The organism is Marinomonas mediterranea MMB-1 (genome assembly GCF_000192865.1).
Lineage (GTDB): Bacteria > Pseudomonadota > Gammaproteobacteria > Pseudomonadales > Marinomonadaceae > Marinomonas > Marinomonas mediterranea.
This window is the reverse complement of the sequence record NC_015276.1, coordinates 2,464,899-2,489,372: the sequence shown is the minus strand read 5'-3', so window position 1 is coordinate 2,489,372 and position 24,474 is coordinate 2,464,899. Positions and strand designations below refer to the sequence as shown.

Genomic DNA, 24,474 nt, shown 5'->3' with positions numbered 1-24,474 from the left:
AACTTTTAATAGCGAAAATATTACGTATATAAAGGACCTACTCAGAGATCCACCTTTATTATTAAGGAAACTTCCCTAAGGAAGCTTAGGGTACAAATACGAAGCTTCCATTGTAGTCTATACGTTTGGCTTAATTATAGTATAGGAAAAATTGCTTCAAGAGTGGCTATCCGCCATAACAATATCGAATAGGTGACATTTAGCGAAATTATTCTGCTACTTCTAAGGCTTTGTTTTGGTTAAGAAACCGACGACTCACTCTGTGTTTTTGTGCGCAATTCATCTCTTCTCCTGTAGCTAGAACGCTAGTTTTTTAAGACTCTGACCAATCGAAATCCCCAGTTACTGGCACGCATGTCCGGCTCTGCGGGGTAGCGGGTTGCACTTCGTCCTACTGTCGGCTCATCAAACCAAGAACCACCTCGAAGTACTCTCTGCTCGCACTGGTTTGACAGCCAAATGCTATTCGTCGTTGGGGCACCTTCGTAGCTGGCGTGATAGCAATCTTCGACCCACTCTGCGACATTACCATGCATATCGAATAGGCCAAATGGGTTGCTTGCTTGTGACCCTACTGGTGCAGAAGAGACGCTGTCCCATTGTGTTCCACAGCTTTCACAGACGCTAAAGCCTTCTTGTAGGTTGTCTCCATACCAATACGCCGTTTTGGACCCTGCTCTAGCAGAGTATTCCCATTCTATTTCAGTGGGTAGTCGATAAGATTTTCCCGTTTGCTCAGAAACCCAAGCTGCGTAAGCTTTGGCATCATACCAAGAGATATTAATAACTGGGCGATTATTGCGTCCCCAGCCATTGTCTGGCGGGAGGGCTCTTCCGGTGGCTTTAGCAAACCGATCATATTGAGCAAAGGTTACTTCATGTTTACTCAAGTAAAAGCCAGTAGGGATATTAACTTCATGTTTCGGTAATTCGTTCTCGTAACCGTAGCCATTCAGGTCGCCCATTTCGAAAATGGCCGGTGCAATCTTTTCGACTTTTGGGGCATTCCCTCCGTCTTTAAGCGGTTCTTCGAGGACTTGCGGTAAGCTTTGAAAGTCGTTCTCAACAACGTCAGGAATGTCGGTTTCGGTGTCGGAAAAGTTGACTAAACCAAGTATAAAGGGGAGTGCTATGGCGGCACTTGTTAATGTGAGTGCAGGTATGCCTATTTTTAGCCATCGGCTTCCGCCGCTGTTTTGTTTGCGTGGTTTGCTCTTCTTTGGTCTAACGGTTCCGTTGGATGTTGTGCTTTCATAGAGGTCCGCTCGTAAAATGCGCATTACCTCGACCAGCGATTTAGGGCGATGCCTAACCGCAGGGCGGCTCCAGTTTTTTATCTTGTTCCAAGCGTCTGGACTAAGAGAATCAATTTCCTTAGGTAGGTTGTTGGTTGCTCTGTCGAGAATGGATTCTCCAAGTAACGCGGCGAGTAGCAACTTCATGAACATGTATCGATCGATCGATGGGCTGAGCGTTTGGTGGCGTTTTTTGTATTCAGGTGGAAAAAATCGTGCGTCCATGTCTTGGCCGGTGATTTTGTTCATCCAATTTAAGGCGCCAAACCCCGTCATTACGCCGCTGCCGTTTACGACATGAACGCTGTTCAAATCAAGCATTCCGTGCACTAACTCTCGTTCATGTACCTGATCCAATGTTTTGGACATAGAGTCAAATACGCTTAATACGATATTCAGTGGCGCGCCGTCTGGGTATTTTCCAAGAAAGCTAAATAGGCGTTCACCCCCACACACCGCAGAACAAGAAAAAACCCACAAATTTGAGTAGAAAGGAGGGTAGTTAGGCGTGATTGATGAATGCTTTATTTGCGTATATTTACGCGCGTTGGACAAGAAGTCTTCGAGTTCGCCTCGTTGTGGCTCATAAAAACGCAAAACAAATGAGCGGCCACCTTGATCGGCGACCCAAGCTGTTTTGCTCTCATTGAGAGGGTAGTTGAGGGTGTATGGATCGAGCTCCATCCCAACATGTTGACCAATTCTTAAATTGTTTGGGTCGTAATACTGCTTCATGAGTGACTTGATATCCAAATCAATATCTACGGAGCATTAAATAATGCCAAAGGTTCAACAGAAAGAAGGATGCATATGTGTAACTTTCTTTGCTATGACTGAAACTTAGGTCAGTTATTCGTTGCTTCCATTAATGCGTGGTTATTCATTCCAGAGTATAATCTCGTTTTTTAAAAGAAAAAGGTAGAGAAATGTTATCTGCATATCCTGAGTTGGTTGAATTTCTTCCCTGTGCTTCACCGGATGCATGGGTGAAATGGGCGATAGAGAATGAAACCACACTTCTAGTTGATCATGCTCACTGCGAAAAGAAAGCAGCAAGTACAGCAATGAGTTTAATGTATCGCTACGTGGATAGGGATAATTTATTGCATAAAATGTCCCGCTTGGCTCGTGAAGAGTTACTGCATTTCGAGCAAGTTCACAAAATAATGCGTAAGCGTAATATGCCTTACGAGCATTTAACGGCCTCTCGTTATGCTGACGGTCTACGCAAACACATTCGAACCCACGAGCCGGCTCGCTTAGTTGATACCATGATTATCGGCGCTTTTGTGGAAGCTCGTTCGTGCGAGCGCTTCGCTGTGTTAGCTCCACACTTAGATGAAGAATTATCCAAATTCTATATTTCCTTGCTCAAATCAGAAGCACGTCACTTCGAAGACTACCTTGAGCTTGCAAAGGAATACTCAAACGAGCCAATCGATGAGCGAGTGGCCTTTTTTAGGGCGTTAGAAGAGAAGCTCATTACAGAGCCAGACACAGAGTTTCGCATGCACAGTGGGCCACCTAAAGCAGCATAATGCGACATTATGTTACTTAATAATTACAAGGTGTTGCAGTTTTTAGCTCACACTAAGTTCATATCCTGCTAGACTCTTCGTTACTACTCATGAAACTGGGGAGGTTGTGATGAGCAAGCACACTACTGAGCAGTTGCCAGAAGTTACTTATTGGTTGGCACTGCAAATAGCGAAAAGCAAGCCTTCAATCGATCTGGAGAAAGTCTATGAGGGAACCATTGAGCTTGATTATCTTTATCAGGTTTTGACAAATAAGGCGCAGCAACATTGGTGGTCATCTTATGGGGTGGAGCTTAATCCCGTTACTGTAAATAATGCCTTTTTTAGGGCAATTGCAGTTTTGCATGATCGAAATCTAGAATTTAAGCGCTCTCGCGGTGGTCAAGAAACAGCGTGGGTGAAAGAACTTCTTCATTTAACTTAAAGTGAACTTAGCAAAACTGGCTTCCCTGATGTAGCGAAGCTGGTTTTATTTTTTTTCTTTTTGTACGGCCCCAGGTTTTTATCTGTTAGGGCTTCGTCGCTACTGAGTCTGTGGTTTAAACTCACAAATCGTCTTAAAGTTGAAGTGCGTGCTGTGTATCTAAAGATTCAAAGCCTTTTTCACAAAAGCTTTCTACACTTGCGCGTGCCTGTGACAGTGAATTGTCCTCTAGTTTGGCGACCCAAACAAAAGTATCCCAATCCCCAAGTACTAGGCGCTTACCAAAGGTTTGATCGTGAAGTTTTGGTCTGTGGGTGTGTCCGTGAATAAGTACCGAAGCGCCTTGCTGGTGCATTGTGGATGCAATGGTGTTTTCATTCACGTCCATGATGCTGCTTTCTTTATCTGCTGACATCGATTTACTGTCATTTCGAAGCTGTTGCGCGAGTGCCAGTCGTTGCTCGATTGGCATTGCAAGTACCGTGCTTTGCCATGCTTCTGTTCGATTCTGTGCGCGAAACTGTTGGTAATCGATGTCGTCTGTACAAAACTCATCACCGTGCGCTAAACAGATAATGTTGCCACGGTGATTCAATGAGCTGATTTCTTCTAAGAGTTCTGCCCCTGTTCGTTCACACCACGTATGTTTAATTAAAAAATCACGATTTCCATGTATGAACTTAATGCTGTGTCCTGACGCATGTAAAGAGGTGAGGGCGGTTTCGATGTCTTTGTTCCAAAGTGGTTGGTAGTCGTCGCCAATCCAAGCCTCATAAAAATCCCCTAATATGTAGAGCGTGCTATCTGGGTATTTTTTTATTTCATCTGTTAGAACGACGAACGCCCGGATCAAATCCGGGCGTTTATCATACAGATGTAGATCTGATATGAAGAAGTCTGTCATGAAACGTTATTCTGCAATCAGCTCTGCTGATTCGATAACAACATCTTCAGCAGGGACATCTTGATGGCCTGCTTTCATTGTTGTTGGTACTTCTTTGATCTTGTTTACTACGTCCATACCAGCAGTCACTTTACCGAATACCGCGTAACCCCAACCATCTGGCGTTTTTGATCGGTGGTTTAGGAAGCTGTTATCAGATACGTTGATAAAGAACTGAGCAGAGGCGGAATGTGGGTCCATTGTACGTGCCATAGCCAGTGTGCCAGTTAGGTTTTCTAGGCCATTGTCAGCTTCGTTTTCAATAGGAGCACGAGTCTCTTTCTGCTTCATGTCAGCGTCAAATCCGCCACCTTGAACCATGAAACCATTGATCACGCGATGGAAGATCACGCCATTGTAATGACCAGCAGTAACATACTCTTCAAAGTTTTTAGCAGACTTCGGTGCTTTTTCGTAGTCTAGCTCGATAGTGATATCACCGAAATTAGTGTGTAGAACGATCATGAATAGGTCCTTATAATTAGCGTTTTTGTCAGCGTTATCTTAGTGAAAAGCAACGCTTAGTCGATATTTAACATTTTATGCGTTTGTAAGCTTATACGCCACAGCGGATTTTCCAAGCAGTATTTTAATGTTGCGCTTTGGGTGTCCGATGCGATGATATTTTGCTTTGGTACCGCACTTAAATCCATTGGTTGGAGGTAAAAGTGCTCAAATTCAAGCCCTTCATAGTCTTTAGGGTTTAAATTTGTTTGCGGATAAACGAATTTGAGCTCATTGCCTGCATTGACGACAAGCGGATCTGTCGTTTTAGGGCTTACACAGATCCAATCAATGTTGTCTGGGAGTCTAAGTGTGCCATTGGTTTCGATCGCTACCATAAAACCATAGGATTTAACGGCACTGATTAGCGCTTGATCAAGTTGAAGGGCTGGTTCACCGCCGGTGAAAACGACGTATTTGTTGCCGTGGCCTTGAGGCCATTGATTGGCGATGTGTTTGGCAAGCTCATCGGCGGATTTGAAGCGGCCGCCATTCTGGCCATTGACGCCGTTGAAATCGGTGTCGCAAAACTGGCAGTCAGCGCTTAAGCGGTGTTTTTCTTTACCGCTCCAAAGGTTGCAGCCTGTAAAGCGGCAAAATATTGCTGGGCGCCCTGCGTGAGCACCTTCTCCCTGAAGGGAGTAAAAAGATTCTTTTACGTTGTACATGGTTATTTCTTCAATCACTCGAAAACAGTCGAGGCTGGGTCATAACATTGAATATTACCTATCTAGGTGATATTCAGTTCGAAAATCGAGCATCTGTGGAACAGAAGCCGACGGCATTACACTATTAACGAATTCTAACTAAGTCTCATATGCGAGTGTTCTTTATACTTCATACGCAAGCGGGTCGGTCGTGTTTTGCTCAGAGAACGCTTCTAAACGTTCAGTGCATGCGCCACATTTCCCACAGGCTTTTTCTCGCCCGTTGTAACAGGTCCATGTGTTTGCATAATTTAGACCCATAGTTAAGCCATCCTCTAAAATATCGCCTTTAGAGTTACTTAAATAGGGCGTAACGATCTCTACTGATTGATAGTTTGCGATCTTAGAGACATCGTTCATTGCATTTACAAAGGCTGGACGACAGTCAGGGTAAATATGATGGTCGCCCGAATGCGCGCCATAATACACTTCTGGCGCTTCTAAAGATACCGCGTAGGCAATGGCCATTGAGAGAAGCACCATATTTCGATTGGGTACCACCGTCGACTTCATGCTTTCTTCAGCATAGTGTCCCTCAGGTATCTCGATCTCATCGGTTAGTGAAGAGCCTGCCATGAGTTCATTGATCGCTGATATGTTCACCACTTTATGTGGGATGTTTAGATCTTGGCATACTTTTGCGGCCACAATAAGTTCTTTGCTATGCCTTTGTCCGTAGTTAAACGACAATGCGTACACGTCTTTGCCATCTTTTATTGCTTTGTTCAGAACGGTGAAAGAGTCCATTCCACCAGAGTAGACGACAACGGCTTTATTCGTCATTGCTAATAACCTCAATTTAAACGGATTTATAAACGGATTTAAGAGAGGCTTTCGTAGAAAAAGCGCTTCTTGAAAAACGACGCCATTCTAACAGAAAAAAAACTGACCATATAGTTATGGAAGGCGTGAACAAGTCCACTGTCTTCAGTATGAGGGTAACTCTTATTTATTCGATGCAAGTGTCGCCGTCCAATACCCAAGTTTTTTTCGACTGACGCTTGATTAATGTACATGTTAGCTTAATATATGTAACTGGTTACGCATATGTTTAAGGAGGGTGTGTGGAGCAATTTGGGATTTTGTCGTTTGGCAGTCGGCTGAAGCGATTGAGTGATTTCCTGTACGGAGAAGTGCAAGCGGTTTATCTAGCGTCCGATACGCCCATTTCTTCAACTTATTTTCCTATTCTTCGATTGCTTAGCTTTGAAGGTGCGCTAGGTGTCGTTGAAATATCTGAGAAACTAGGAATAAGTCATCCAGCGGTCAGTAAACAAGTCAATAAAATGGTGCGTGATGCGCTGCTGGTAAAGAAAGCGGATTCGTTAGATCAGAGAAAAACGCTTTTGGCACTCTCCGATTCTGCGAGCCAGAGTATGGTTAGGGCTAAACCCGTATTGGAGGCAATTGACCTTGAACTAACTAGATTGATTGAGTCGTTTTCCTTGAGTTCGACATTTTTGGCATCTTTTACAAAGGTGGAGCAAGAAGTTTTGTCATTAGGGTTGGCAAAGCAGGTAGTTACCCAGTGCAAGTTTCAAAATAAGTTGGAATTAAAGCCGCTTTCTGAGGTTAGAGTTGACTCTTTTCGAGAGTTAAATATGTCTTGGTTAAATCAGTATTTTTCAGGTCAGATTACTGAGGAAGACAGGTGTGTATTAGAGACGCCGATTGAAAGTATTGTCGAGAAAGGCGGGGAAGTGTGGGCAGCTGTGGTACCAGAGGAGTCTGCCTCGAATGAAGAGGGTGACAATAAAGAGAGTGGCTATAAAGTAGTGGGTGTGTTTGCGCTACGCCCCTCTAAACTAGGGTTGCAGGCGAAGAGCGGAGCCAATGAGATGGAGTTAATTAAAATGGCTGTTACAGAAACGGAGCAAGGCAAAGGATTGGGGCACTATCTGTTACTACATGCTTTGCGTCGCACTCGTGCGCTTGGTAGTGACAAATTGGTATTGGAAACGGCAAATAAGTTGGTTGCAGCGATGAAGCTCTATCAAGGTTTTGGTTTTGTTGAAAAAAATGTCGATCACTTTTCTGTTGAAAGGGCAGACGTATTTATGGAATTAGAGATAAACACGGGAGCGTCTTGTGAGTGACTTTGTAAAAAATTATAAGAAAGGCTTTATTGCATCCATCCCCATGATGGTGGGTGGAATGCCATTTGGACTGTTGTTTGGCTCGCTCGTTTCTGCGAATGATCTCCCTATTTGGGTTGCTATCGCTATGTCATCATTGGTGTATGCAGGCTCTGCTCAGTTTGTTGCGATTGGGATGATCGCGTTAGGTGCGCCTGTTTGGGTCATTATATTGACCACCTTTTTTGTTAATTTACGCCATTTGTTGTACAGCGCGGACTTGGTCAAATTTGTAAAGCATTTGCCGATAAGGTTGCGTTTGTTTTTAGGGTTCGGGTTGATCGATGAAACGTATGCGGCTGTGCGACCTATGTATCAAGACAAAGCGTTTGTGCTGAAAGGTCATCAAGTCTATATCGGTTCCTTTTTGTCATTCTATATTATGTGGAATATTACAACGATAGTCGGTGTGCTTGCGGGCGAGTTAATTCCAGGTATGAGTGAATGGGGATTGGAGTTTGCCATGGTTGCGACCTTTATCGGGATCATCTCGCCTTATTTAAAAAATGTCCCATATACCCTAGCCTTCGTCGGCGCAGGTTTTTCTTCCATTGTGCTGATTGACCTTCCTAACCAACTGGGGCTTGTTGTTGCCGCTTTGGTGGGCGTAACGCTTGGTTCGGTCAGTGAGTTGTTGTTAAAGCGTCCAAAAAACCAAAATAATAAAAATGACGTCGCTGACGAAATGATAGAGTTGGAAAAGGAGTAATTAAGTATGAGCACTTTAAATCTGTTGTTGGTCATTGGTGGTATGTTTCTAGTTACTTATGGCATTAGAGTTACCTTGTTTATGTCTGCTCAGAAAACAGTCATGCCGCTGTGGCTAGATTCGTGTTTGAAGTACGTCCCCGTCGCGGTATTGACCGCGATTATTATGCCAATGATGTTGCTCCCTTCTGGCGAAATCAATTTGGGGATCAATAACCCGTGGCTAATAGGTGGGTTGGTTTCTTTTTTTGTCGGAGTGGTGTTTAAAAAGCAGCTTCTTACGATCACATTGGGGGTTATCGCTTTTTTTGCGGCAAAATTACTCATGTCTTTATAGAAAAGCGTATGACCTGTATCGCGCTTTATCACAAATCAGATATACTAGCGGTCTAATTTGAAAGCACATTATCGGGACACTTACAAAATATGTCTGAAACGTCTAAGCCTGGGAATTTCATTACCCAAATCATTGATAAAGATAGCGAAAACGGAAAGCATGGCGGCAAAGTACTAACGCGTTTTCCACCAGAGCCAAATGGCTACCTTCATATAGGTCACGCAAAATCAATCTGTTTGAATTTTGGCATAGCACAACGTTATCAGGGTCAATGTAACTTACGTTTCGATGATACAAACCCTGAAAAAGAAAGCGTTGAGTACATCGAGTCCATCAAGCGTGATGTAACCTGGTTAGGCTTTGAGTGGAAAGAAGAGCCTAAGTTTGCGTCTGACTACTTTGACGCGTTGTTCGAGTTTGCCTGTGAATTGATCAAGAAAGGCAAGGCTTACGTTTGTGAACTTAATGCAGATGAAATGCGTGAGTATCGTGGTACGTTGAAGGAGCCAGGTAAAGACAGCCCATATCGTGATCGTACGGCTGAAGAGAATTTGGCGCTTTTTGAAGCGATGCGTGACGGGCAATTTCCTGATGGCGAAAAAGTGTTGCGTGCCAAGATTGATATGGCGAGCCCAAACATCAATCTACGTGACCCTATCATCTATCGTATTCGTCACGTTCATCACCATCAAACGGGTGATAAATGGTGTGTTTATCCGATGTATGACTTTACACACGGATTGTCAGATGCAATTGAGGGCGTTACTCATTCGATTTGTACGCTCGAATTCCAAGATCATCGACCACTCTATGACTGGATCTTGGAAACATTAGAAACGTTCCACCCGCAGCAGATTGAGTTTGCTCGACTAAACCTAAATTACACAGTGACAAGTAAGCGTAAGCTGAAGCAACTGGTTGATGATGGTCATGTTGAAGGTTGGGATGATCCGCGTATGCCAACGATCTCAGGAATGCGACGTCGCGGGTACACAGCACAATCAATTAGAAATTTCTGTGAACGGATTGGCGTAACTAAATCGGACAGTGTCGTGGATGTTGGTATGCTAGAGCATGCTGTTCGCGAAGATTTAGATGCCAATGCTAACCGTGCAATGGTGGTGTTGAACCCTATTAAGGTGACGTTAACAAATTACCCAGAGGGCAAAGAAGAAATTTTTACGGTTTCAAACCACCCTAAAAACGAAGACGCAGGCACGCGTGAGGTGCCGTTCAGTAAGCATTTATTTGTAGATCAGGCTGACTTTGCAGAAGTGCCTCCTCGCAAATGGAAGCGAATGACACCGGGTAGTGCGGTTAGATTACGAGGTGGTTATGTCATCACCTGTGATGAAGCGATTAAAGATGAAAACGGCAATGTCGTTGAGCTTCTGTGTCGTTATGATGAGAATACGTTAGGCGTCAACCCCGAAGGCTACAAGCCAAAGGGTGTGATTCACTGGGTAAGTGCTGAGCATGCATTGGATGCCGAGGTTAATCTGTATGACCGTCTTTTCAATCATGAATCTCCTGACGCGAAGCATGAAGATAAAACCTTCTTGGATTTTATTAACCCAGAAGCTTTGACGGTTGCGTCTAATGCTAAGCTAGAGCCGTCACTGTTGAATGCAGAACCGGGTGTTGGATATCAGTTTGAAAGGGAAGGTTACTTCTGTCGCGATTTGAATGCTGAACGACTGGTGTTTAACCGTACCGTAACCCTAAGAGACTCTTGGGCGAAAATTGAAGCAAAAGGAAAATAGTGAGCGCAAAATGTTAAGAATCTACAATACGTTAACTGGCCAAAAAGAAGAATTTAAACCCATTGTCGAAGGCAAAATCGGCATGTATGTGTGTGGTAACACGGTTTATGATTTCTGTCACATTGGTCACGCGCGCGCTATGATTTCGTTTGATGTGATTAGTCGCATATTGCGTCATTTAGATTACGATCTTACTTATGTGCGCAATATTACGGATGTTGATGACAAAATCATTAAACGTGCTGCTGAAAACGGTGAGCTGCCAAGTGATTTGACTGAGCGCATGATTGAAGCTCAGCAAGAAGATGAAAAAGCATTAGGTAACTTACCGCCAGATCGTGAGCCTAAAGCAACTGAGTTTATGCAAGAAATTATCAACATGATTAAAACGCTTGTTGATAAGGGCTTTGCCTATCAGAGCGACAGTGGCGATGTGTTTTACCGTGCTTCTCGATTCACAGATTACGGAAAGCTGAATAACCGTAAACTGGAAGAAATGCTGGCGGGTGCTCGCGTTGAGGTAACGGAGTCAAAAGAACATCCAGCGGACTTTGTGCTTTGGAAGCCTGTTAAAGAAGGAGAGGTTCATTGGGATTCTCCTTGGGGTAAAGGGCGACCTGGCTGGCATATTGAGTGTTCTGCTATGTCAACGAACTGCTTAGGTGATCACTTTGATATTCATGGCGGTGGACCCGATCTTAAATTCCCTCATCATGAAAATGAAATTGCTCAGTCTGAAGCAGCGACAGGCAAAGACTATGTTAACTACTGGATGCACTGTGGTGCCGTTCGTGTAAACAATGAAAAAATGTCTAAGTCATTGGGCAATTTCTTTACCATACGCGAAGTGTTGAAGCTTTATAATCCAGAAGTATTGCGCTATTTGATGGTTTCTAGTCATTATCGCAGTCCGATTGATTATTCTGATCAAAGCTTAAATGACGCAAAAGTGGCACTAGAGCGCTTGTATAACGCATTAAGAGATCAGTCATGCTCTGAAATTCCAGAAAGCAGTGACTATCGAACTCGTTTTACGGCTGCGTTAAACGACGACTTCAATACGCCAGTTGCGCTTTCTGTGTTGTTTGACTTGGTGCGAGATCTAAACAAAGCCAAAACCGAATCGGCTGAGTTGGCTGAAACGCTGGCGGCGGAGTTGACGAATTTGGCGTCTGTTTTAGGTCTTTTGTACCAAGATGCAGACTACTTTCTTAAGAACGGTACATTTGATGCTGAAGGTATTAGTGCAGATGATATTGAAAAACTTATTGAAGAGCGTAAGCAGGCTCGTAAGGATAAGAATTTCTCTAGAAGTGATGAAATTCGCGACTTACTAGCGGAAAAAGGCATTGAGCTTTTAGATAGTCGTGAAGGTACAAGCTGGACGCGTAAATAGCGCTCACTGTGGTGTGTTACGCACCATTAACAACTGAAAAAGGGAAGCGTTCGCTTCCCTTTTTATTGTATTGAATCGCCTTTGTAATTTTATTGGGTCAATAGGTATTGCCCCGCCCAAAAATGCAAAGGTTATTTCTCTTTATTTGGATCATTAACCTTAACCGCAAGAACATCGCATGGAGAGCCGTGTAGGACGCCATTTGAAGTTGAGCCTAACAATAGAGCTAGGCCGTGTTTGCAGTGGCTACCAACAACAATTAAGTCTGCGTGTTTCTCTTCGGCAATACGATGGATTTCGCTTTCAATGCCGCCTTGGGTAATTTGGTAGTTTTTGTTCGGCGTGTCCAGTTGGTCGAGAAGTAGTGACATTTTATCTTCAGCCGTTTGTCTTAGCTGGTTTTGAATGTCTGTAATGTCAATGGGGACGTCACCGCCGTAGGCGTAGTTTAATGACTCAATGACATGCACCACGTGCAGTTCTGCGCTAAAAGCGTTGCATAAAGCAACGGCTTTGTTGGCGACTTTGATGCTTTCGTCAGTAAGGTCGACAGCTAGAATGATACTCTTATACAACATAAATAACTCCTAATCTGGCTCCGTTAATTACCAGTTTAGTTTACTTTTTAAAAGAGGCACTATATGACAGCATTAATTGTGATCTTGATCACAGTCTCTCTCATGGGGTCAGCACTTTGGGTTTTGCCATCCAAACGAGAACGACAAAAAATGGCACTTCGGATGCACGCTAGAAAGTGTCAACTTACTGTTCAGCTTACCTCAATTGATCTTCCTGACAAGTGGGATAAGGTAACAAACAGTCAAAAAACCTGTGCTTATCGTTATATTCGCCCGAAAACGGTAAAAGGTTTTGGCCCTGTAATTTTATTTACACCTTATGAAGTGTGGAAATATGTAAAGGTAGATGGGAGCTGGTGGGTTTCAAAAGAGGTTCCAATAACGCAAGCTATACATGATGGAATGATGGCTCTTGAAGGGATTGCTGACGCTGTTGAGGTCACCGAATCGACGGTCAGTGTTTATTGGAATGAAAAAGGCGATGAAAAAACCGTTGACCGTATCGCGAGCTTGATTAAGTCATTGAGCGAGGTTCGATAATATTCCTTTATTTGTCTAAACGTTGCGTTCAGCGTTTAGACAAACGGTTTAGGTAAGAAGTCTAGATTAGTACTGAAGCCCATTATACTTTTTAACTTTTCTGTTCCGGTTGCTCTTCTTCGAGTAACGATTGATCCGATGCTTCACCTAAATCAAGAAACAGCTCTTCTATCACTTCCTCCGGATTTTCAGCGTTTTGTAGAGCCATGATTTGTGGTGCTACGATTTCTTTCATTCGATCCTGAATGAAATTTTCTAATTGATGCTTTTCTGCGCGATCAATTGTGTTTGATTTTAAATTTGAGAGAATAACGCCGTATAGGGTTTGGGCAACACGTAAGTCTCCACTATGGTAGTTTTTATTCGCTTGTATGAGCTGGCGATTTAGTTGTAGCCACATATTTAACCAGCGTAAGTAATCATAGCAAAGTTTGTAGTGTGTGTGGCTTATACGGCCTTTTCTGCGCATGTAGAGTAGCATTTTTGCGGTTTTTGTTAGGCGCTCTTTGTAGGTGGTTTTTTCTTGAAAACTGAGTTCGTCTGGTTCCGGAACGAAAGGTTGAGGGTCAGCGGCGCGCTCTTCTTCCGCCTTCGCGATTAGGCCTTCAATCTTTTCAGGATTGTCAGAATAGTCTATAAGTTCTCTCAAGCAATCGATATAAAAGCTATACAAAGCATCAGTTGCTATGTTATCGGTGTTAATAGGTAAGATGCCTCGAAGATGCTGTTCGACACGCTCAGCTCTATTTGATAGCTGAAGCTGTTTAAATTTGCGTTCGGTGGCTTCTTTTTCTTTTTGTTGGGCTCTTGTGCCAACGACAACGGAGATGATGACAATGATAAAAAGGATCGCAATTGTTAAAATTTGGAGTGTTGCCATGATTGTCCTTGGGTTATTAATTAAGTAAGGTAAAAGCAAATACGTTACTTATTACGATAAATATGCGAAACAATACCTTGATAGCTTGTCATATAAAAGGTGTTTGCTTAATATCTGCGCCCCGAAACACTATTCTGCATACATGCGCAGCTTTTTCGACGTTTTAATATAAGGCTCAAACAGTTCAATGGGAAAATCACTGGTTATCGTGGAGTCGCCTGCAAAGGCCAAAACCATCAACAAATACTTGGGTAACGACTATGTTGTTAAGTCAAGTGTAGGTCATATCCGTGACCTACCAACTGGCACGACCTCTAAATCGACGCCTCAAGAGCGAGCAAAACAGGCTGCGCTTACTCGAAAAATGAGTCCTGAAGAAAAAGCGGAATACAAAAGTAAAAAATCACGCCAACAGCTTATCGCGAGAATGGGCGTTGACCCAGAAAATAACTGGGAGGCGCACTATGAAGTTTTACCCGGTAAAGAAAAGGTCGTAGACGAACTTAAACGTCTTGCTAAAAACGCTGACACAATCTATCTCGCGACCGATTTGGACCGCGAAGGGGAAGCGATAGCTTGGCACTTACGTGAAGCGATTGGCGGTGACGAAGCTCGCTACAAGCGAGTGGTCTTTAACGAGATTACAAAGAATGCTATTAAATCGGCGTTTGATGAACCGTCTGATTTGGATATGAATCGAGTTAACGCTCAGCAGGCTCGACGTTTCTTGGACCGCGTCGTTGGCTTTATGGTGTCACCGCTACTTTGGTCTAAGGTCGCACGTGGCTTGTCAGCGGGTCGAGTACAATCGGTTGCCGTAAGGTTAATCGTAGAGCGTGAAAAAGACATTCGTGCGTTTAACCCTGAAGAATTTTGGGAGTTAGATGCACTACTGGCTACCGCGTCGAAAGAACAAGTTAAATTCGAAACGCTAAAATACCTAGGTAAAGAATATCGACCCACGTCACAGATTGAATCTGATGAGCATGTGGCGCGTATTCAAAACTCAGGGTTTGTTGTCAGTAACCGTGAAGATAAGCCTACGCGCTCTAAACCTTCTGCGCCGTTTATCACATCGACATTGCAGCAAGCGGCCAGTACACGATTAAGCTTTGGCGTAAAAAAGACAATGATGCTGGCGCAGCGTCTTTACGAAGGTGGTTATATTACCTATATGCGTACTGACTCGACCAACTTAAGTAATGAAGCTGTGGAAGCGTTGCGTGATTTTGTTGGTGAAAAGTATGGTGAAGCATATTTGCCCAAAGAACCTATTCGTTATTCTAGCAAGGAAGGCGCTCAGGAGGCTCATGAGGCAATTCGTCCGTCTGATGTGACTGTGACGCAGAATATGCTTCAAGGGATGGATAACGACGCTCACAGGCTTTATGAATTGATTCGCAATCAGTTTATTGCGTGTCAAATGACACCAGCTGAATACACGTCAACAAGTATTACGGTTACAGCAGGTGATTACGAACTGAAAGCGCGTGGTCGAATCTTACGCTTTGATGGTTATACCCGTGTTCTAACACCTGTAGGAAAGAAAGCAGAAGACATGATTCTGCCTGATATTCAAAAAGGCGATACACTGGGTTTAAATGAGTTGTTGCCCGAGCAGCACTTTACTAGACCACCTGCGCGCTACAGTGAAGCAAGCTTGGTTAAAGAACTTGAAAAGCGAGGGATTGGCCGTCCGTCAACGTACGCCTCAATCATTTCGACCATTCAAGATCGAGGGTATGTGCGTGTTGATAATCGTCGTTTCTATGCTGAAAAAATGGGCGATATCGTAACGGAACGACTTGTTGGCAGCTTTTCACAGCTAATGAATTTTAGTTTTACCGCTCAAATGGAAGAGCAGTTGGATGAAATTGCCCAAGGCGAAGACGATTGGATTAGAACGCTGGATGCATTTTACGCTGATTTCAGCAATACGCTGACAAAAGCTGAACACCCAGAAGAAGGTATGCTGCAAAACCAGCCAACACCGACCGATGTAGAATGCCCGAAATGTGGTCGTCCAATGCAGATACGTACTGCAGCCACCGGCGTGTTTTTGTCCTGTTCTGGCTATGCGCTTCCGCCAAAAGAACGTTGTAAAGCGACGATTAACCTTGTTAGCGGTGACGAAGCGGTTGCGGTGGACGATGATGAGGGTGAATCTAAAGCACTTATTAATAAGAAGCGCTGTAAGATTTGTGATTCGGCAATGGACAGCTATCTGATGGATGAAACTCGCAAGCTTCATGTTTGTGGTAACAATCCAAGTTGTTCGGGATACGAAGTCGAAAAAGGCGCTTTTAAAATTAAGGGTTATGATGGCCCCGTTATTGAGTGTGATAAATGTTCCTCTGAAATGCAGCTAAAAACAGGTCGTTTTGGCAAGTACTTTGGTTGTACAAACGAAGAATGTAAAAACACTCGGAAGTTATTGAAAAACGGTGAAGCGGCGCCACCAAAAATGGACCCTGTTGCGATGCCGGATTTAGCTTGTCAAAAAGTGGAAGACCACTATGTGTTAAGAGATGGTGCAACGGGCCTATTCTTAGCGGCTAGCCAATTCCCACGTAAGCGGGAAACGCGTGCACCACTTGTATCAGAGTTGATCCCTTATATGGATCAGATTGATCCTAAATATCATTTCTTCTCTGATGCGCCAGTTATGGATAACGAAGGACGCCCAACTGTGATTCGATACAGCCGTAAGACGAAAGAGCAATATGTCATGACAGAAGAGAATGGCAAGCCGACTGGTTGGAAAGCATTCCATCAAAATGGTAAATGGGTTGTTGAAGAAGGCAAGAAAAAGAAATGAGCCCTCTTAACCCAGCAAGCCTAACGAATCAGCGATTAGACAGCGCACGACGACTTATCAGTGAGATTAAGTCGTCTGACGGAGATTGGTTCACCCAAGGTCACGAACCGACCGTAACTTTTCTTCTTCGTAGTGCGTTGAATGGTTTGCTTCAAGAGGTCAAGATAGCCTATGGTTTAACGGCTGATTTGACAGTAGAACAACTTATTACAAATGCGACGGATAATGAACTCACAGTGCCTGTACTTAGTGAGCTAAAGCTTTTGAGCGCCGACTCAAATTCTTGGTTTAGCATGTTGCTTGCGTCTTTCGATACGTATTTCGAATGCAGGCCTAACCCGATTAGCAGTCAATTAAGTGATGTTCAAATGATAGGAGCGTCAGCAAGCGACCTCGGCGGATCAGTCAAATCCTATTTGGATTCTTTGGTTGAGTTGGTGTTGAGATTTAGAGAAGAATCCTCAGAGTATTAAAGAATGAAAGACGCTTACCTCGAAATAGTCGAGTTAGATAATGGTGATATTGTGCTTCGTCCGGTGGCTGAAGATGATTCAGATGCCCCGGAAAAGCCTCTTGCTGTATTGCAAATTCCAGAAGACACACGCTCATTGTTAAAAGATCGCTACTTTGAGTTGGCAAAACGCATGTTTCATGCGGGTATTGATTATGTCTATTCTGATGATTTCTCAGATCAAATGGATATGGATATGGATATGGCGGAAGACATGGATATGATGCCTAAGGTTTTGCACTAGTTAAGGCCTTTCTCTGTAAAAACAGGGTGAAAGGTTTTCGCTCTATCGCCAAATAAAAAAAGCAACGCTTAAATAAATGAGCGTTGCTTTTAAGTTTTAGAGCCATTGGCTTTTTAGATATTCTAAGTGCTTTGCTTTCGGTTAGGAGGTAATGTCGTTTACAGTCGCTATACGAAAGCTTAAAAGTCTACTTAGGTGCCTTAACTAGATGCCTTGACGAATAACGCCGACAGATAAGCCTTCGATGGCAAATTCTTCGCTCTCAAGATCCACTAGAATATCATCGAACTCGGTGTTTTCGGCAATAAGTCTTACCTTACTGCCTTTCTTTTCAAATCGTTTTACCGTCACTTCTTCGCCAATTCGAGCGACGACAATTTGACCATTTCGAACGGCGTGGGTTTTATGGACAGCAAGCAAATCGCCATCCATAATGCCAACGTCTTTCATGCTCATACCGCTGACGGATAGTAGGTAGTCTGCTTTAGGTGAAAACATGCTGGGGGGGACGGAAATGTGGGTCGCGACGTTTTCTTGCGCTAGAATAGGGGCGCCTGCGGCGACCTTACCGACAACGGGTAGGCCCAGGTCAGAATCGTTTGCGCCTGCTGGCGTTTCGTTTATAAGGCGAATACCACGCGAAGCACCGGACAACATTTCAATGGCACCTTTTTTAGAAAGTGCTTTTAAGTGTTCTTCTGCGGCATTAGGTGAGCGAAAACCCAATCGAGCGGCAATTTCTGCACGAGTGGGAGGGAAGCCGGTTTCGCTAATGTGTTGGCGAATCGTTTCCAATACGTCAGACTGTCTTTTGGTTAATTTAATCATAATTCATCTGTTTGTTTGTACAGTTACTGTTATTATATACAGTCTATTTAAAAATACTCAACAAGATTAATGCTTTCCGACAAAATAAAGAACGAAATTCAGTCTGCGTATCGTGCGTCCCTTGAATCTAAAGGTCATAAACCTCGGGTAGGGCAGCGCCAAATGATTGCGACCATTGCTCGAACCTTAGGTGGGATAAAGCAAGGCACTGAAGGCGAACGCCTCGGTGAAAAGCATGTCGCGGTAGTAGAGGCCGGTACTGGTACAGGTAAGACGTTGTCTTATTGTCTGTCGGCTATTCCAATTGCAAAAGCGAAAGGGGTAAAGCTCGTCATTTCGACAGCAACCGTAGCGCTTCAAGAGCAAATCCTATTTAAAGAGCTGCCCGACTTGCTCGAACATACAGAGGTTGCTTTTCGATATACGTTGGCAAAAGGTCGCGGGCGGTATCTTTGTTTAAATAAGCTCGAAGACTTCATGGGCAGTGAAGAACTTGCGACGGACGATATGTTTGCGGGGTTGCTTGAGCAGCATTTACAAACGGATGATGTGAATACCGCCTTATACCAAAAAATGGACGAAGCGCTTAAAAATAGCGATTGGGATGGTGATAAAGATAACTGGGAAGGTATCTTGAGAGATCAAGATTGGCGGCGACTCACGACCGACCACCAGCAATGTACCAATCGAAATTGCGCTAACTTTTCGGCGTGCCCATTTTTCAAAGCAAGAGCTGAAATAGAGACAGCCGATGTTATTGTCGCAAACCACGATCTTGTTCTAGCGGATTTATCGCTGGGTGGCGGTGCTATCTTGACCCCACCTGATGAAACCATTTATGTCTTCGACGAAGGCCACCACTTGCCAGATAAAGCAATTGGGCACTTTAGGCACGAAATTAGATTGCAGGGCAGTATTAGTTGGCTGCGTCAACTGGAAAAAAATCTACTGACGCTCAAGCAAGAGCTGACTCAAGAAGTGAGTCTAACGGGGCAATTGTTAATGAAAATCCCCCAGCAAATACAAACCGTTGTTAATTTTATTCAGTATGTGCAACAAGGGTTAGCCCCTTACATACAGCAACTTGGGCTTGATTTAGAGAACAATCAACACCGTTTCGAATTTGGTGTCGTCCCCGAAGAGTTGCGACAGTTAGCTTATAGCTTGTCTACCTCTTACCAAAAACTGTTTGGCCAAATTGAAAGCATTCAAGATGAATGTAAAAAAGTAAAACAAAACGAAGGTATGGGGGTTACCCAAGAAACTGCCGAAAATTGGCAGCCAATCTTAGGTGTCATCTTAGGGCGTTTAGAGCAAGCCGTTGAGTTGTGGCGTTTGTATTCTCATCAGGATGATCTCAATTACCCTCCGAATGCTCGATGGCTCGAAGTGGTTGGTCAAGGTTTAGAGCAAGATATTGAGCTTGGCGCTTCGCCAATATTGGCGGCTCACACATTAAGAATGCAACTCTGGGATAAGTGCTTTGGCGCTGTCGTTACGTCTGCCACCTTGACTGCGCTCAATCAGTTTAATCGATTTAATATGCGTTCCGGTGTGCCGAGAGAATCAGAATATCTGCGTGTTCTTAGCCCGTTTGACTTTGCCAACAAGGCAGAACTGATTGTACCCGACTTCGTTAGTGAGCCGAATAAGGCCGATGACCATACCAAAGAGATTGTACAGTATTTAAATAAGCACATCGATCTAACGCAAGGTAGCTTGGTCTTGTTTTCCTCTCGCAAGCAAATGGAGTCAGTGGCAGATCAAGTGAACGACTCGTTGAAAGCCATTTTGCTTATTCAGGGGGAGCAATCAAAGCGTATTATTTTAGATAGCCATAAAGAAAGGCTAGATAAAGACAAAGGCAGTTTGTTATTTGGTTTGGCGAGTTTTGCCGAGGGGGTCGACTTGCCAGGTAAATATTTAACACGCGTATTTATTGCGAAAATACCGTTTTCCGTGCCTGATGACCCAGTGGAAGCAACGCTCGCTGAATGGATTCAAAAACGAGGTGGTAATCCATTTATGGAGATTTCGATTCCAGATGCCTCACTGAAGCTTGTGCAAGCAACAGGGCGTTTGCTACGAAGCGAGAGCGATGAAGGTGAAATCCACATTATGGATAAACGCCTTAAGACAAAACGCTATGGCTCTCAGCTCATTGCGAGTTTGCCACCTTACAAAATGAGGTAGTTAAATTGGAAATGGCTTACCTTGGCCATTGGTGCCGAGGTAAAGCGCGTATTATTAGTGCTTAATGAACCTTTTGAACACCTTTATTTACAAATACATGGTACGAGAGAAAACCTAATTGCGAATTAGTAATGATAAAATCCGACTGTTTAGGTAAACTCTCTACCCAAATTTAACCATCAATCTCTAAAAGGTCACATAGACTACAAAATGGATACTAAAAACGAAGACATTGCTAAAGAGCAGAACTCAAAACCCAGTCGCCCTCGACGCTCGCGCAAGCGTAATCGCGCTCCAGCAAACAAAGCCGCTAGTGATTCTGCTACTCAAGTGACTTCAGAAAAAATCTGGTCTATTGATGACTTCCAAGTACCTGAAGTGGAAGGTAAAGTTCGGTTTCATGATCTTAACTTACCCGATCGTGTACTTAAATCTGTTTCAGAGATGGGCTTTGAATATTGCAGTGAAATACAAGCCGCTACCTTGCCTGCAACGCTTGAAGGTTATGACTTAATCGGACAAGCGCAAACGGGAACAGGTAAAACGGCTGCATTCCTATTGGCGATGGTCAGTGACTTCTTGGATTACCCTGTTGAAGAGGAACGTGCTCGCAACATGGCGCGTGGTTTGATTATTGCTCCAACGCGCGAGTTGGCTCTACAAATTGCGGACGAAGCGGAAAAGATCACGCAGAACTGTTCGCTTAACGTTATTTCACTTGTTGGTGGAATGAGTTATGAGAAGCAAAAACGCGCGTTAGAAACCGAACGTGTTGATATTCTGGTTGCGACGCCCGGACGCTTGTTGGATTTCGCTCGCTCGAAAAAAGCGATGTTGAACAAGGTAGAAGTGTTGGTATTGGACGAAGCAGACCGCATGTTGTCGATGGGCTTCATTCCTGACGTGAAAAGCATTATTCGCATGACGCCTCATAAAGAGCGTCGTCAAACTATGCTGTTCAGTGCGACCTTTCCAAAAGATATTCAAAACCTTGCTCGTCAGTGGACATACTTTCCGAAAGAGGTGTCTGTTGTTCCTAAAGAAGCGACGAACAAAAACATCGATCAAGTTATCTACACTGTTGAAGCCGATCAGAAATGGCCAGTACTTAAGAGCTTGATCGAAGATGACGGTAATCAGCGTACCATTATTTTTGCTAACCGCCGTGACGAAACGCGCGAGTTGTACGAACTTCTGAAAGAAGCGAAAATTAATTGCGCGATCCTATCGGGTGAAGTTAGCCAAGATAAGCGCGTAAAAACGTTGAAAAACTTCAAAGATGGCCGCATCCAAGTACTGGTAGCAACGGACGTCGCTGGTCGCGGTATCCATGTTGATAACATTGAGTTGGTTGTGAACTATACTCTGCCAGAAGATCCTGAAGATTACGTTCACCGTATCGGTCGTACTGGTCGTGGTGGCGAAATGGGTAAATCAGTAAGCTTTGCTAGTGAAGACGACGCCTTTTTAATCCCTGAGATTGAAGGGGTAGTTGGCGAAAAAATTCGATGTGAATACATGGTAGGCACCGTCGTAGAGTAAGCGTCTCTAAGCGATGTTATGACTGTTTTGCAAACTGCGCGCTATAAACTACGCGTGTAGTTTGCTATAGGCCGCCTTCTCTTAAAAGGCGAGAATCCAGATTAATCATCAATTGGAGTGCGGATGTTTTTGCATCATCGTTTTCACGGGTTAGGGCCAGCCTTTTATTCAGAAGAACGTATCAAACCTCTAAACGAACAGCGATTAGTCGAGATAAACGAACCCCTTGCTCAATTCCTCAATGTAGATTTTAAAGATCCTACAACACTTGATACGTTAAGTGGTGAACTCGACATCCCCAAATGCCTCAGTATGGTCTACGCAGGTCACCAATTTGGTGGTTTCTCTCCTAAACTTGGCGATGGTCGTGGCGTTTTACTCGGCGAGTTAGAAACGCAAAATGGCGATTTTTATGATTTGCATATTAAGGGAGCGGGGTTGACCCCATTTTCTCGAATGGGTGATGGTAGAGCGGTGCTTCGATCTTCTATTCGTGAATATTTAGTTAGCGAATACATGCATGCACTCGGGATTCCCAGCAGTCGTGCGTTGGCTCTGTATGACTCAACGCAAGCCGTTTACCGGGAACGACCAGAGCTCGGCGCTATGCTCGCACGCGTTGCTAAGACTCATATCCGCTTTGGTCATTTCGAATACTTCTATTACTCAGGCAAAACCGATGAGCTGGATGCGCTTATGCAGTATTGTCTTGAGCACCATTTTCCTCATTGTTTGGATGAAGAACTCCCCATCCTTTCAATGTTTCAGGACATTGTGCTACGAACGGCCAATATGATTGCTCATTGGCAAGCCGTTGGTTTCCAGCATGGCGTCATGAATACTGACAACTTCAGTATTTTAGGCGAAACGATTGACTACGGACCTTACGGTTTTATGGAAGAATACGACCCTAGTTGGGTATGTAATCATTCCGATCATGAAGGGCGTTACGCTTTTGGTCGACAGCCTAGTGTTGGTCTTTGGAATTTGAATTGCCTTGCTCGCAGTTTCTCAAATTACCTCACTCGTGATCAGTTGGTCGATTCCTTAAAGCAATATGAAACGAGATTAGAAATGCATTTTTCACGATTAATGACCGATAAAATGGGCTTGTCCAAAGGTGCCTTGACGGAAGAACTCCTTAAGGAATGGTTGGCTATCATTACAAAAGAAGGCCTCGATTATACATCGGCGTTTAGGTTACTGAGTACCGTTTCTAAAGCGTCTCCAGCCACTTTACTCGATGAAGTGGTCGATCGGAGTGCAGCATCCGAGTTTCTAGATCATTACTGGAGTCAGCGCGATGATGGTCGTGATCAAAATGAGGTGTCAGCGAGCATGCTGAAAGCCAATCCTAAATTTGTTCTCAGAAACTACCTGGCGCATGAAACGATTGAAAGTGCAGAGCAGGGGAATTATTTACCGTTTAGAAAACTGTTGAGCGTGTTATCTAAGCCGTTTGATGAGCATGAAGAATGCAAAGAGTTAGCTATGCCGTCTCCAGAATGGGGCAAGCGACTCGAAGTGAGTTGTTCATCTTAATCCACTTATTCATAAAAAGAGACAAAATATGAAAAAGCAATCGGTGTGTGTTCTTGGTGGTGGTAGTTTTGGTACCGCAATGGCAAACATCATGGCGCAGAATGGACATCAAGTAAGCCAGTGGATGCGTAACGAACAGCAAGTGGAAGAAATTAATTTAACGGGGTTGAACAGCCGTTACTTACCCAACGCTCCGTTACATCAAGAACTGCTTGCGACGAATAACCTAGAGGAAGCGATAAGAGCCAGTGACACCATTTTTGTGTCCATTCCCTCTAAATCGTTTGAAGATGTTGTTGAGCGCATTGATCGTCTATTGACGCCAGAGAAGTTACTCATCAGTACAACAAAGGGCTTTAATCCGAAACGTTTTGAGCTCATGAGTGACATATTGAAACGAAACTCAGCAACGCAAAAGATTGGCGTTTTAAGTGGGCCAAATTTGGCGAAAGAAATTGCAGCTGGGCAGCTCACGGGGTCGGTTATAGCAAGCGACCATGCAGAACTGCGAGAAACAGTCATAGAATTACTGAAGTCGCCAACCTTTCGTGTCTACGAAAATACCGACATTGCAGGGGTTGAGTTGGCTGGTGCTTTGAAAAACATCTATGCGATTGTTTGTGGCTTAGCGAAAGCACTCAAAGTGGGCGAAAACACGATGGCAATGATTATGACTCGAAGTCTCGCTGAGATGAGTCGTTTTGCCGTGCATTTCGGTGCTAATCCAATGACGTTTCTTGGGTTAGCAGGCATGGGGGACTTGATTGCGACCTGTACATCCCCATTAAGTAGAAATTACCGAGTTGGGCACGCATTGGGTTCAGGACAAACTCTCGATGACGCCATTGAAGCGATTGGTGAGGTGGCCGAAGGAGTAAACACCTTGCGAATGGTGCGCGAAGAGGCCAGCAAACATGGGTTGTATATGCCCTTAGCCGAAGGACTTTATCAATTGATATTTGAAGGTGCAAAGCTCGAAACACTGATCGGCACGATGATGACGGGCGGTCAAAAGTGGGATGTTGAGTTTGCAACTTACGAAAAATAA

The 24,474-nt window shown here is 44.0% G+C and carries 23 protein-coding genes; 15 read left to right on the top strand and 8 right to left on the bottom strand.

Annotated features, from left to right (window positions below; translation table 11 throughout):
* Positions 1 to 305: 305 nt before the first annotated feature.
* A complete protein-coding gene (locus tag MARME_RS11375) occupies positions 306 to 2,030 on the bottom strand; it encodes a formylglycine-generating enzyme family protein (protein ID WP_013661414.1) in 1,725 nt (574 codons plus the stop codon).
* Positions 2,031 to 2,221: 191 nt separating this feature from the next.
* Here MARME_RS11375 and miaE point away from each other — a divergent pair, with 191 nt between their 5' ends.
* Positions 2,222 to 2,833, top strand: coding sequence for a tRNA-(ms[2]io[6]A)-hydroxylase (gene miaE / locus MARME_RS11370; RefSeq protein WP_013661413.1), 612 nt, complete (start codon positions 2,222 to 2,224; stop codon positions 2,831 to 2,833).
* Between the two features lie 109 nt (positions 2,834 to 2,942).
* Positions 2,943 to 3,257 (top strand): hypothetical protein, encoded by a 315-nt coding sequence (locus MARME_RS11365; RefSeq protein WP_013661412.1) that lies wholly within the window; start codon positions 2,943 to 2,945, stop codon positions 3,255 to 3,257.
* A gap of 133 nt (positions 3,258 to 3,390) precedes the next feature.
* On the opposite strand, the gene MARME_RS11360 is transcribed toward MARME_RS11365, so the two are convergent.
* From MARME_RS11360 to queC, 4 genes are all read right to left on the bottom strand, one after another.
* Positions 3,391 to 4,161, bottom strand: coding sequence for a UDP-2,3-diacylglucosamine diphosphatase (locus MARME_RS11360; RefSeq protein ID WP_013661411.1), 771 nt, complete (start codon positions 4,159 to 4,161; stop codon positions 3,391 to 3,393).
* Positions 4,162 to 4,167: 6 nt separating this feature from the next.
* Positions 4,168 to 4,665 (bottom strand): peptidylprolyl isomerase, encoded by a 498-nt coding sequence (locus MARME_RS11355; protein WP_013661410.1) that lies wholly within the window; start codon positions 4,663 to 4,665, stop codon positions 4,168 to 4,170.
* Positions 4,666 to 4,721: 56 nt separating this feature from the next.
* Complete coding sequence (gene queE / locus MARME_RS11350; RefSeq protein ID WP_013661409.1) at positions 4,722 to 5,372, bottom strand: 7-carboxy-7-deazaguanine synthase; 651 nt, start codon at positions 5,370 to 5,372, stop codon at positions 4,722 to 4,724.
* Between the two features lie 162 nt (positions 5,373 to 5,534).
* Positions 5,535 to 6,194, bottom strand: coding sequence for a 7-cyano-7-deazaguanine synthase QueC (gene queC, locus MARME_RS11345; RefSeq protein WP_013661408.1), 660 nt, complete (start codon positions 6,192 to 6,194; stop codon positions 5,535 to 5,537).
* A gap of 281 nt (positions 6,195 to 6,475) precedes the next feature.
* Here queC and MARME_RS11340 point away from each other — a divergent pair, with 281 nt between their 5' ends.
* The 5 genes from MARME_RS11340 (at position 6,476) to cysS (ending at position 11,750) form a co-directional block, all read left to right on the top strand.
* On the top strand, positions 6,476 to 7,507 hold the full coding sequence (locus tag MARME_RS11340; protein ID WP_013661407.1) for a bifunctional helix-turn-helix transcriptional regulator/GNAT family N-acetyltransferase: 1,032 nt from the start codon (positions 6,476 to 6,478) through the stop codon (positions 7,505 to 7,507).
* Positions 7,500 to 8,255, top strand: a complete 756-nt coding sequence (locus MARME_RS11335) for an AzlC family ABC transporter permease (protein ID WP_013661406.1) — start codon at positions 7,500 to 7,502, stop codon at positions 8,253 to 8,255. Before MARME_RS11340 ends, MARME_RS11335 begins: the two co-directional genes overlap by 8 nt.
* A 6-nt stretch (positions 8,256 to 8,261) precedes the next feature.
* On the top strand, positions 8,262 to 8,591 hold the full coding sequence (locus MARME_RS11330; protein WP_013661405.1) for an AzlD domain-containing protein: 330 nt from the start codon (positions 8,262 to 8,264) through the stop codon (positions 8,589 to 8,591).
* A gap of 89 nt (positions 8,592 to 8,680) precedes the next feature.
* Positions 8,681 to 10,354, top strand: a complete 1,674-nt coding sequence (locus MARME_RS11325) for a glutamine--tRNA ligase/YqeY domain fusion protein (protein WP_013661404.1) — start codon at positions 8,681 to 8,683, stop codon at positions 10,352 to 10,354.
* 10 nt (positions 10,355 to 10,364) lie between these two features.
* Positions 10,365 to 11,750 carry a cysteine--tRNA ligase gene (cysS, locus tag MARME_RS11320; RefSeq protein ID WP_013661403.1) on the top strand — a complete coding sequence of 462 codons (1,386 nt, stop codon included), beginning with the start codon at positions 10,365 to 10,367 and terminating at the stop codon, positions 11,748 to 11,750.
* 131 nt (positions 11,751 to 11,881) lie between these two features.
* Here the strand turns inward: cysS and MARME_RS11315 are convergent, their stop codons facing one another.
* Positions 11,882 to 12,328, bottom strand: coding sequence for a universal stress protein (locus MARME_RS11315; RefSeq protein ID WP_013661402.1), 447 nt, complete (start codon positions 12,326 to 12,328; stop codon positions 11,882 to 11,884).
* Positions 12,329 to 12,391: 63 nt separating this feature from the next.
* On the opposite strand from MARME_RS11315, the gene MARME_RS11310 reads away from it, so the two are divergent.
* Positions 12,392 to 12,868, top strand: a complete 477-nt coding sequence (locus MARME_RS11310) for a hypothetical protein (protein ID WP_013661401.1) — start codon at positions 12,392 to 12,394, stop codon at positions 12,866 to 12,868.
* 91 nt (positions 12,869 to 12,959) lie between these two features.
* On the opposite strand, the gene MARME_RS11305 is transcribed toward MARME_RS11310, so the two are convergent.
* On the bottom strand, positions 12,960 to 13,748 hold the full coding sequence (locus tag MARME_RS11305; RefSeq protein ID WP_013661400.1) for a hypothetical protein: 789 nt from the start codon (positions 13,746 to 13,748) through the stop codon (positions 12,960 to 12,962).
* A 187-nt stretch (positions 13,749 to 13,935) separates the two neighbouring features.
* Here MARME_RS11305 and topA point away from each other — a divergent pair, with 187 nt between their 5' ends.
* The 3 genes from topA to MARME_RS11290 are packed head-to-tail and all read left to right on the top strand — an operon-like array spanning position 13,936 to position 17,321.
* Positions 13,936 to 16,566: a type I DNA topoisomerase gene (topA, locus tag MARME_RS11300; RefSeq protein ID WP_013661399.1), complete on the top strand. Its 2,631-nt coding sequence runs from the start codon at positions 13,936 to 13,938 to the stop codon at positions 16,564 to 16,566.
* Positions 16,563 to 17,039, top strand: coding sequence for a DUF6586 family protein (locus MARME_RS11295; protein ID WP_013661398.1), 477 nt, complete (start codon positions 16,563 to 16,565; stop codon positions 17,037 to 17,039). Before topA ends, MARME_RS11295 begins: the two co-directional genes overlap by 4 nt.
* Positions 17,040 to 17,042: 3 nt before the next feature.
* On the top strand, positions 17,043 to 17,321 hold the full coding sequence (locus MARME_RS11290; protein WP_013661397.1) for a hypothetical protein: 279 nt from the start codon (positions 17,043 to 17,045) through the stop codon (positions 17,319 to 17,321).
* A gap of 204 nt (positions 17,322 to 17,525) precedes the next feature.
* Here the strand turns inward: MARME_RS11290 and lexA are convergent, their stop codons facing one another.
* Positions 17,526 to 18,149 (bottom strand): transcriptional repressor LexA, encoded by a 624-nt coding sequence (lexA, locus tag MARME_RS11285; RefSeq protein ID WP_013661396.1) that lies wholly within the window; start codon positions 18,147 to 18,149, stop codon positions 17,526 to 17,528.
* 69 nt (positions 18,150 to 18,218) lie between these two features.
* Here lexA and dinG point away from each other — a divergent pair, with 69 nt between their 5' ends.
* From dinG to MARME_RS11265, 4 genes are all read left to right on the top strand, one after another.
* Positions 18,219 to 20,342 (top strand): ATP-dependent DNA helicase DinG, encoded by a 2,124-nt coding sequence (gene dinG / locus MARME_RS11280; protein WP_013661395.1) that lies wholly within the window; start codon positions 18,219 to 18,221, stop codon positions 20,340 to 20,342.
* A 210-nt stretch (positions 20,343 to 20,552) separates the two neighbouring features.
* Complete coding sequence (locus MARME_RS11275; protein ID WP_013661394.1) at positions 20,553 to 21,884, top strand: DEAD/DEAH box helicase; 1,332 nt, start codon at positions 20,553 to 20,555, stop codon at positions 21,882 to 21,884.
* A 123-nt stretch (positions 21,885 to 22,007) separates the two neighbouring features.
* Entirely contained in the window at positions 22,008 to 23,426 is a 1,419-nt protein-coding gene (locus MARME_RS11270) for a protein adenylyltransferase SelO (RefSeq protein ID WP_013661393.1), read from the top strand.
* 28 nt (positions 23,427 to 23,454) lie between these two features.
* Positions 23,455 to 24,474, top strand: coding sequence for an NAD(P)H-dependent glycerol-3-phosphate dehydrogenase (locus MARME_RS11265; protein WP_013661392.1), 1,020 nt, complete (start codon positions 23,455 to 23,457; stop codon positions 24,472 to 24,474).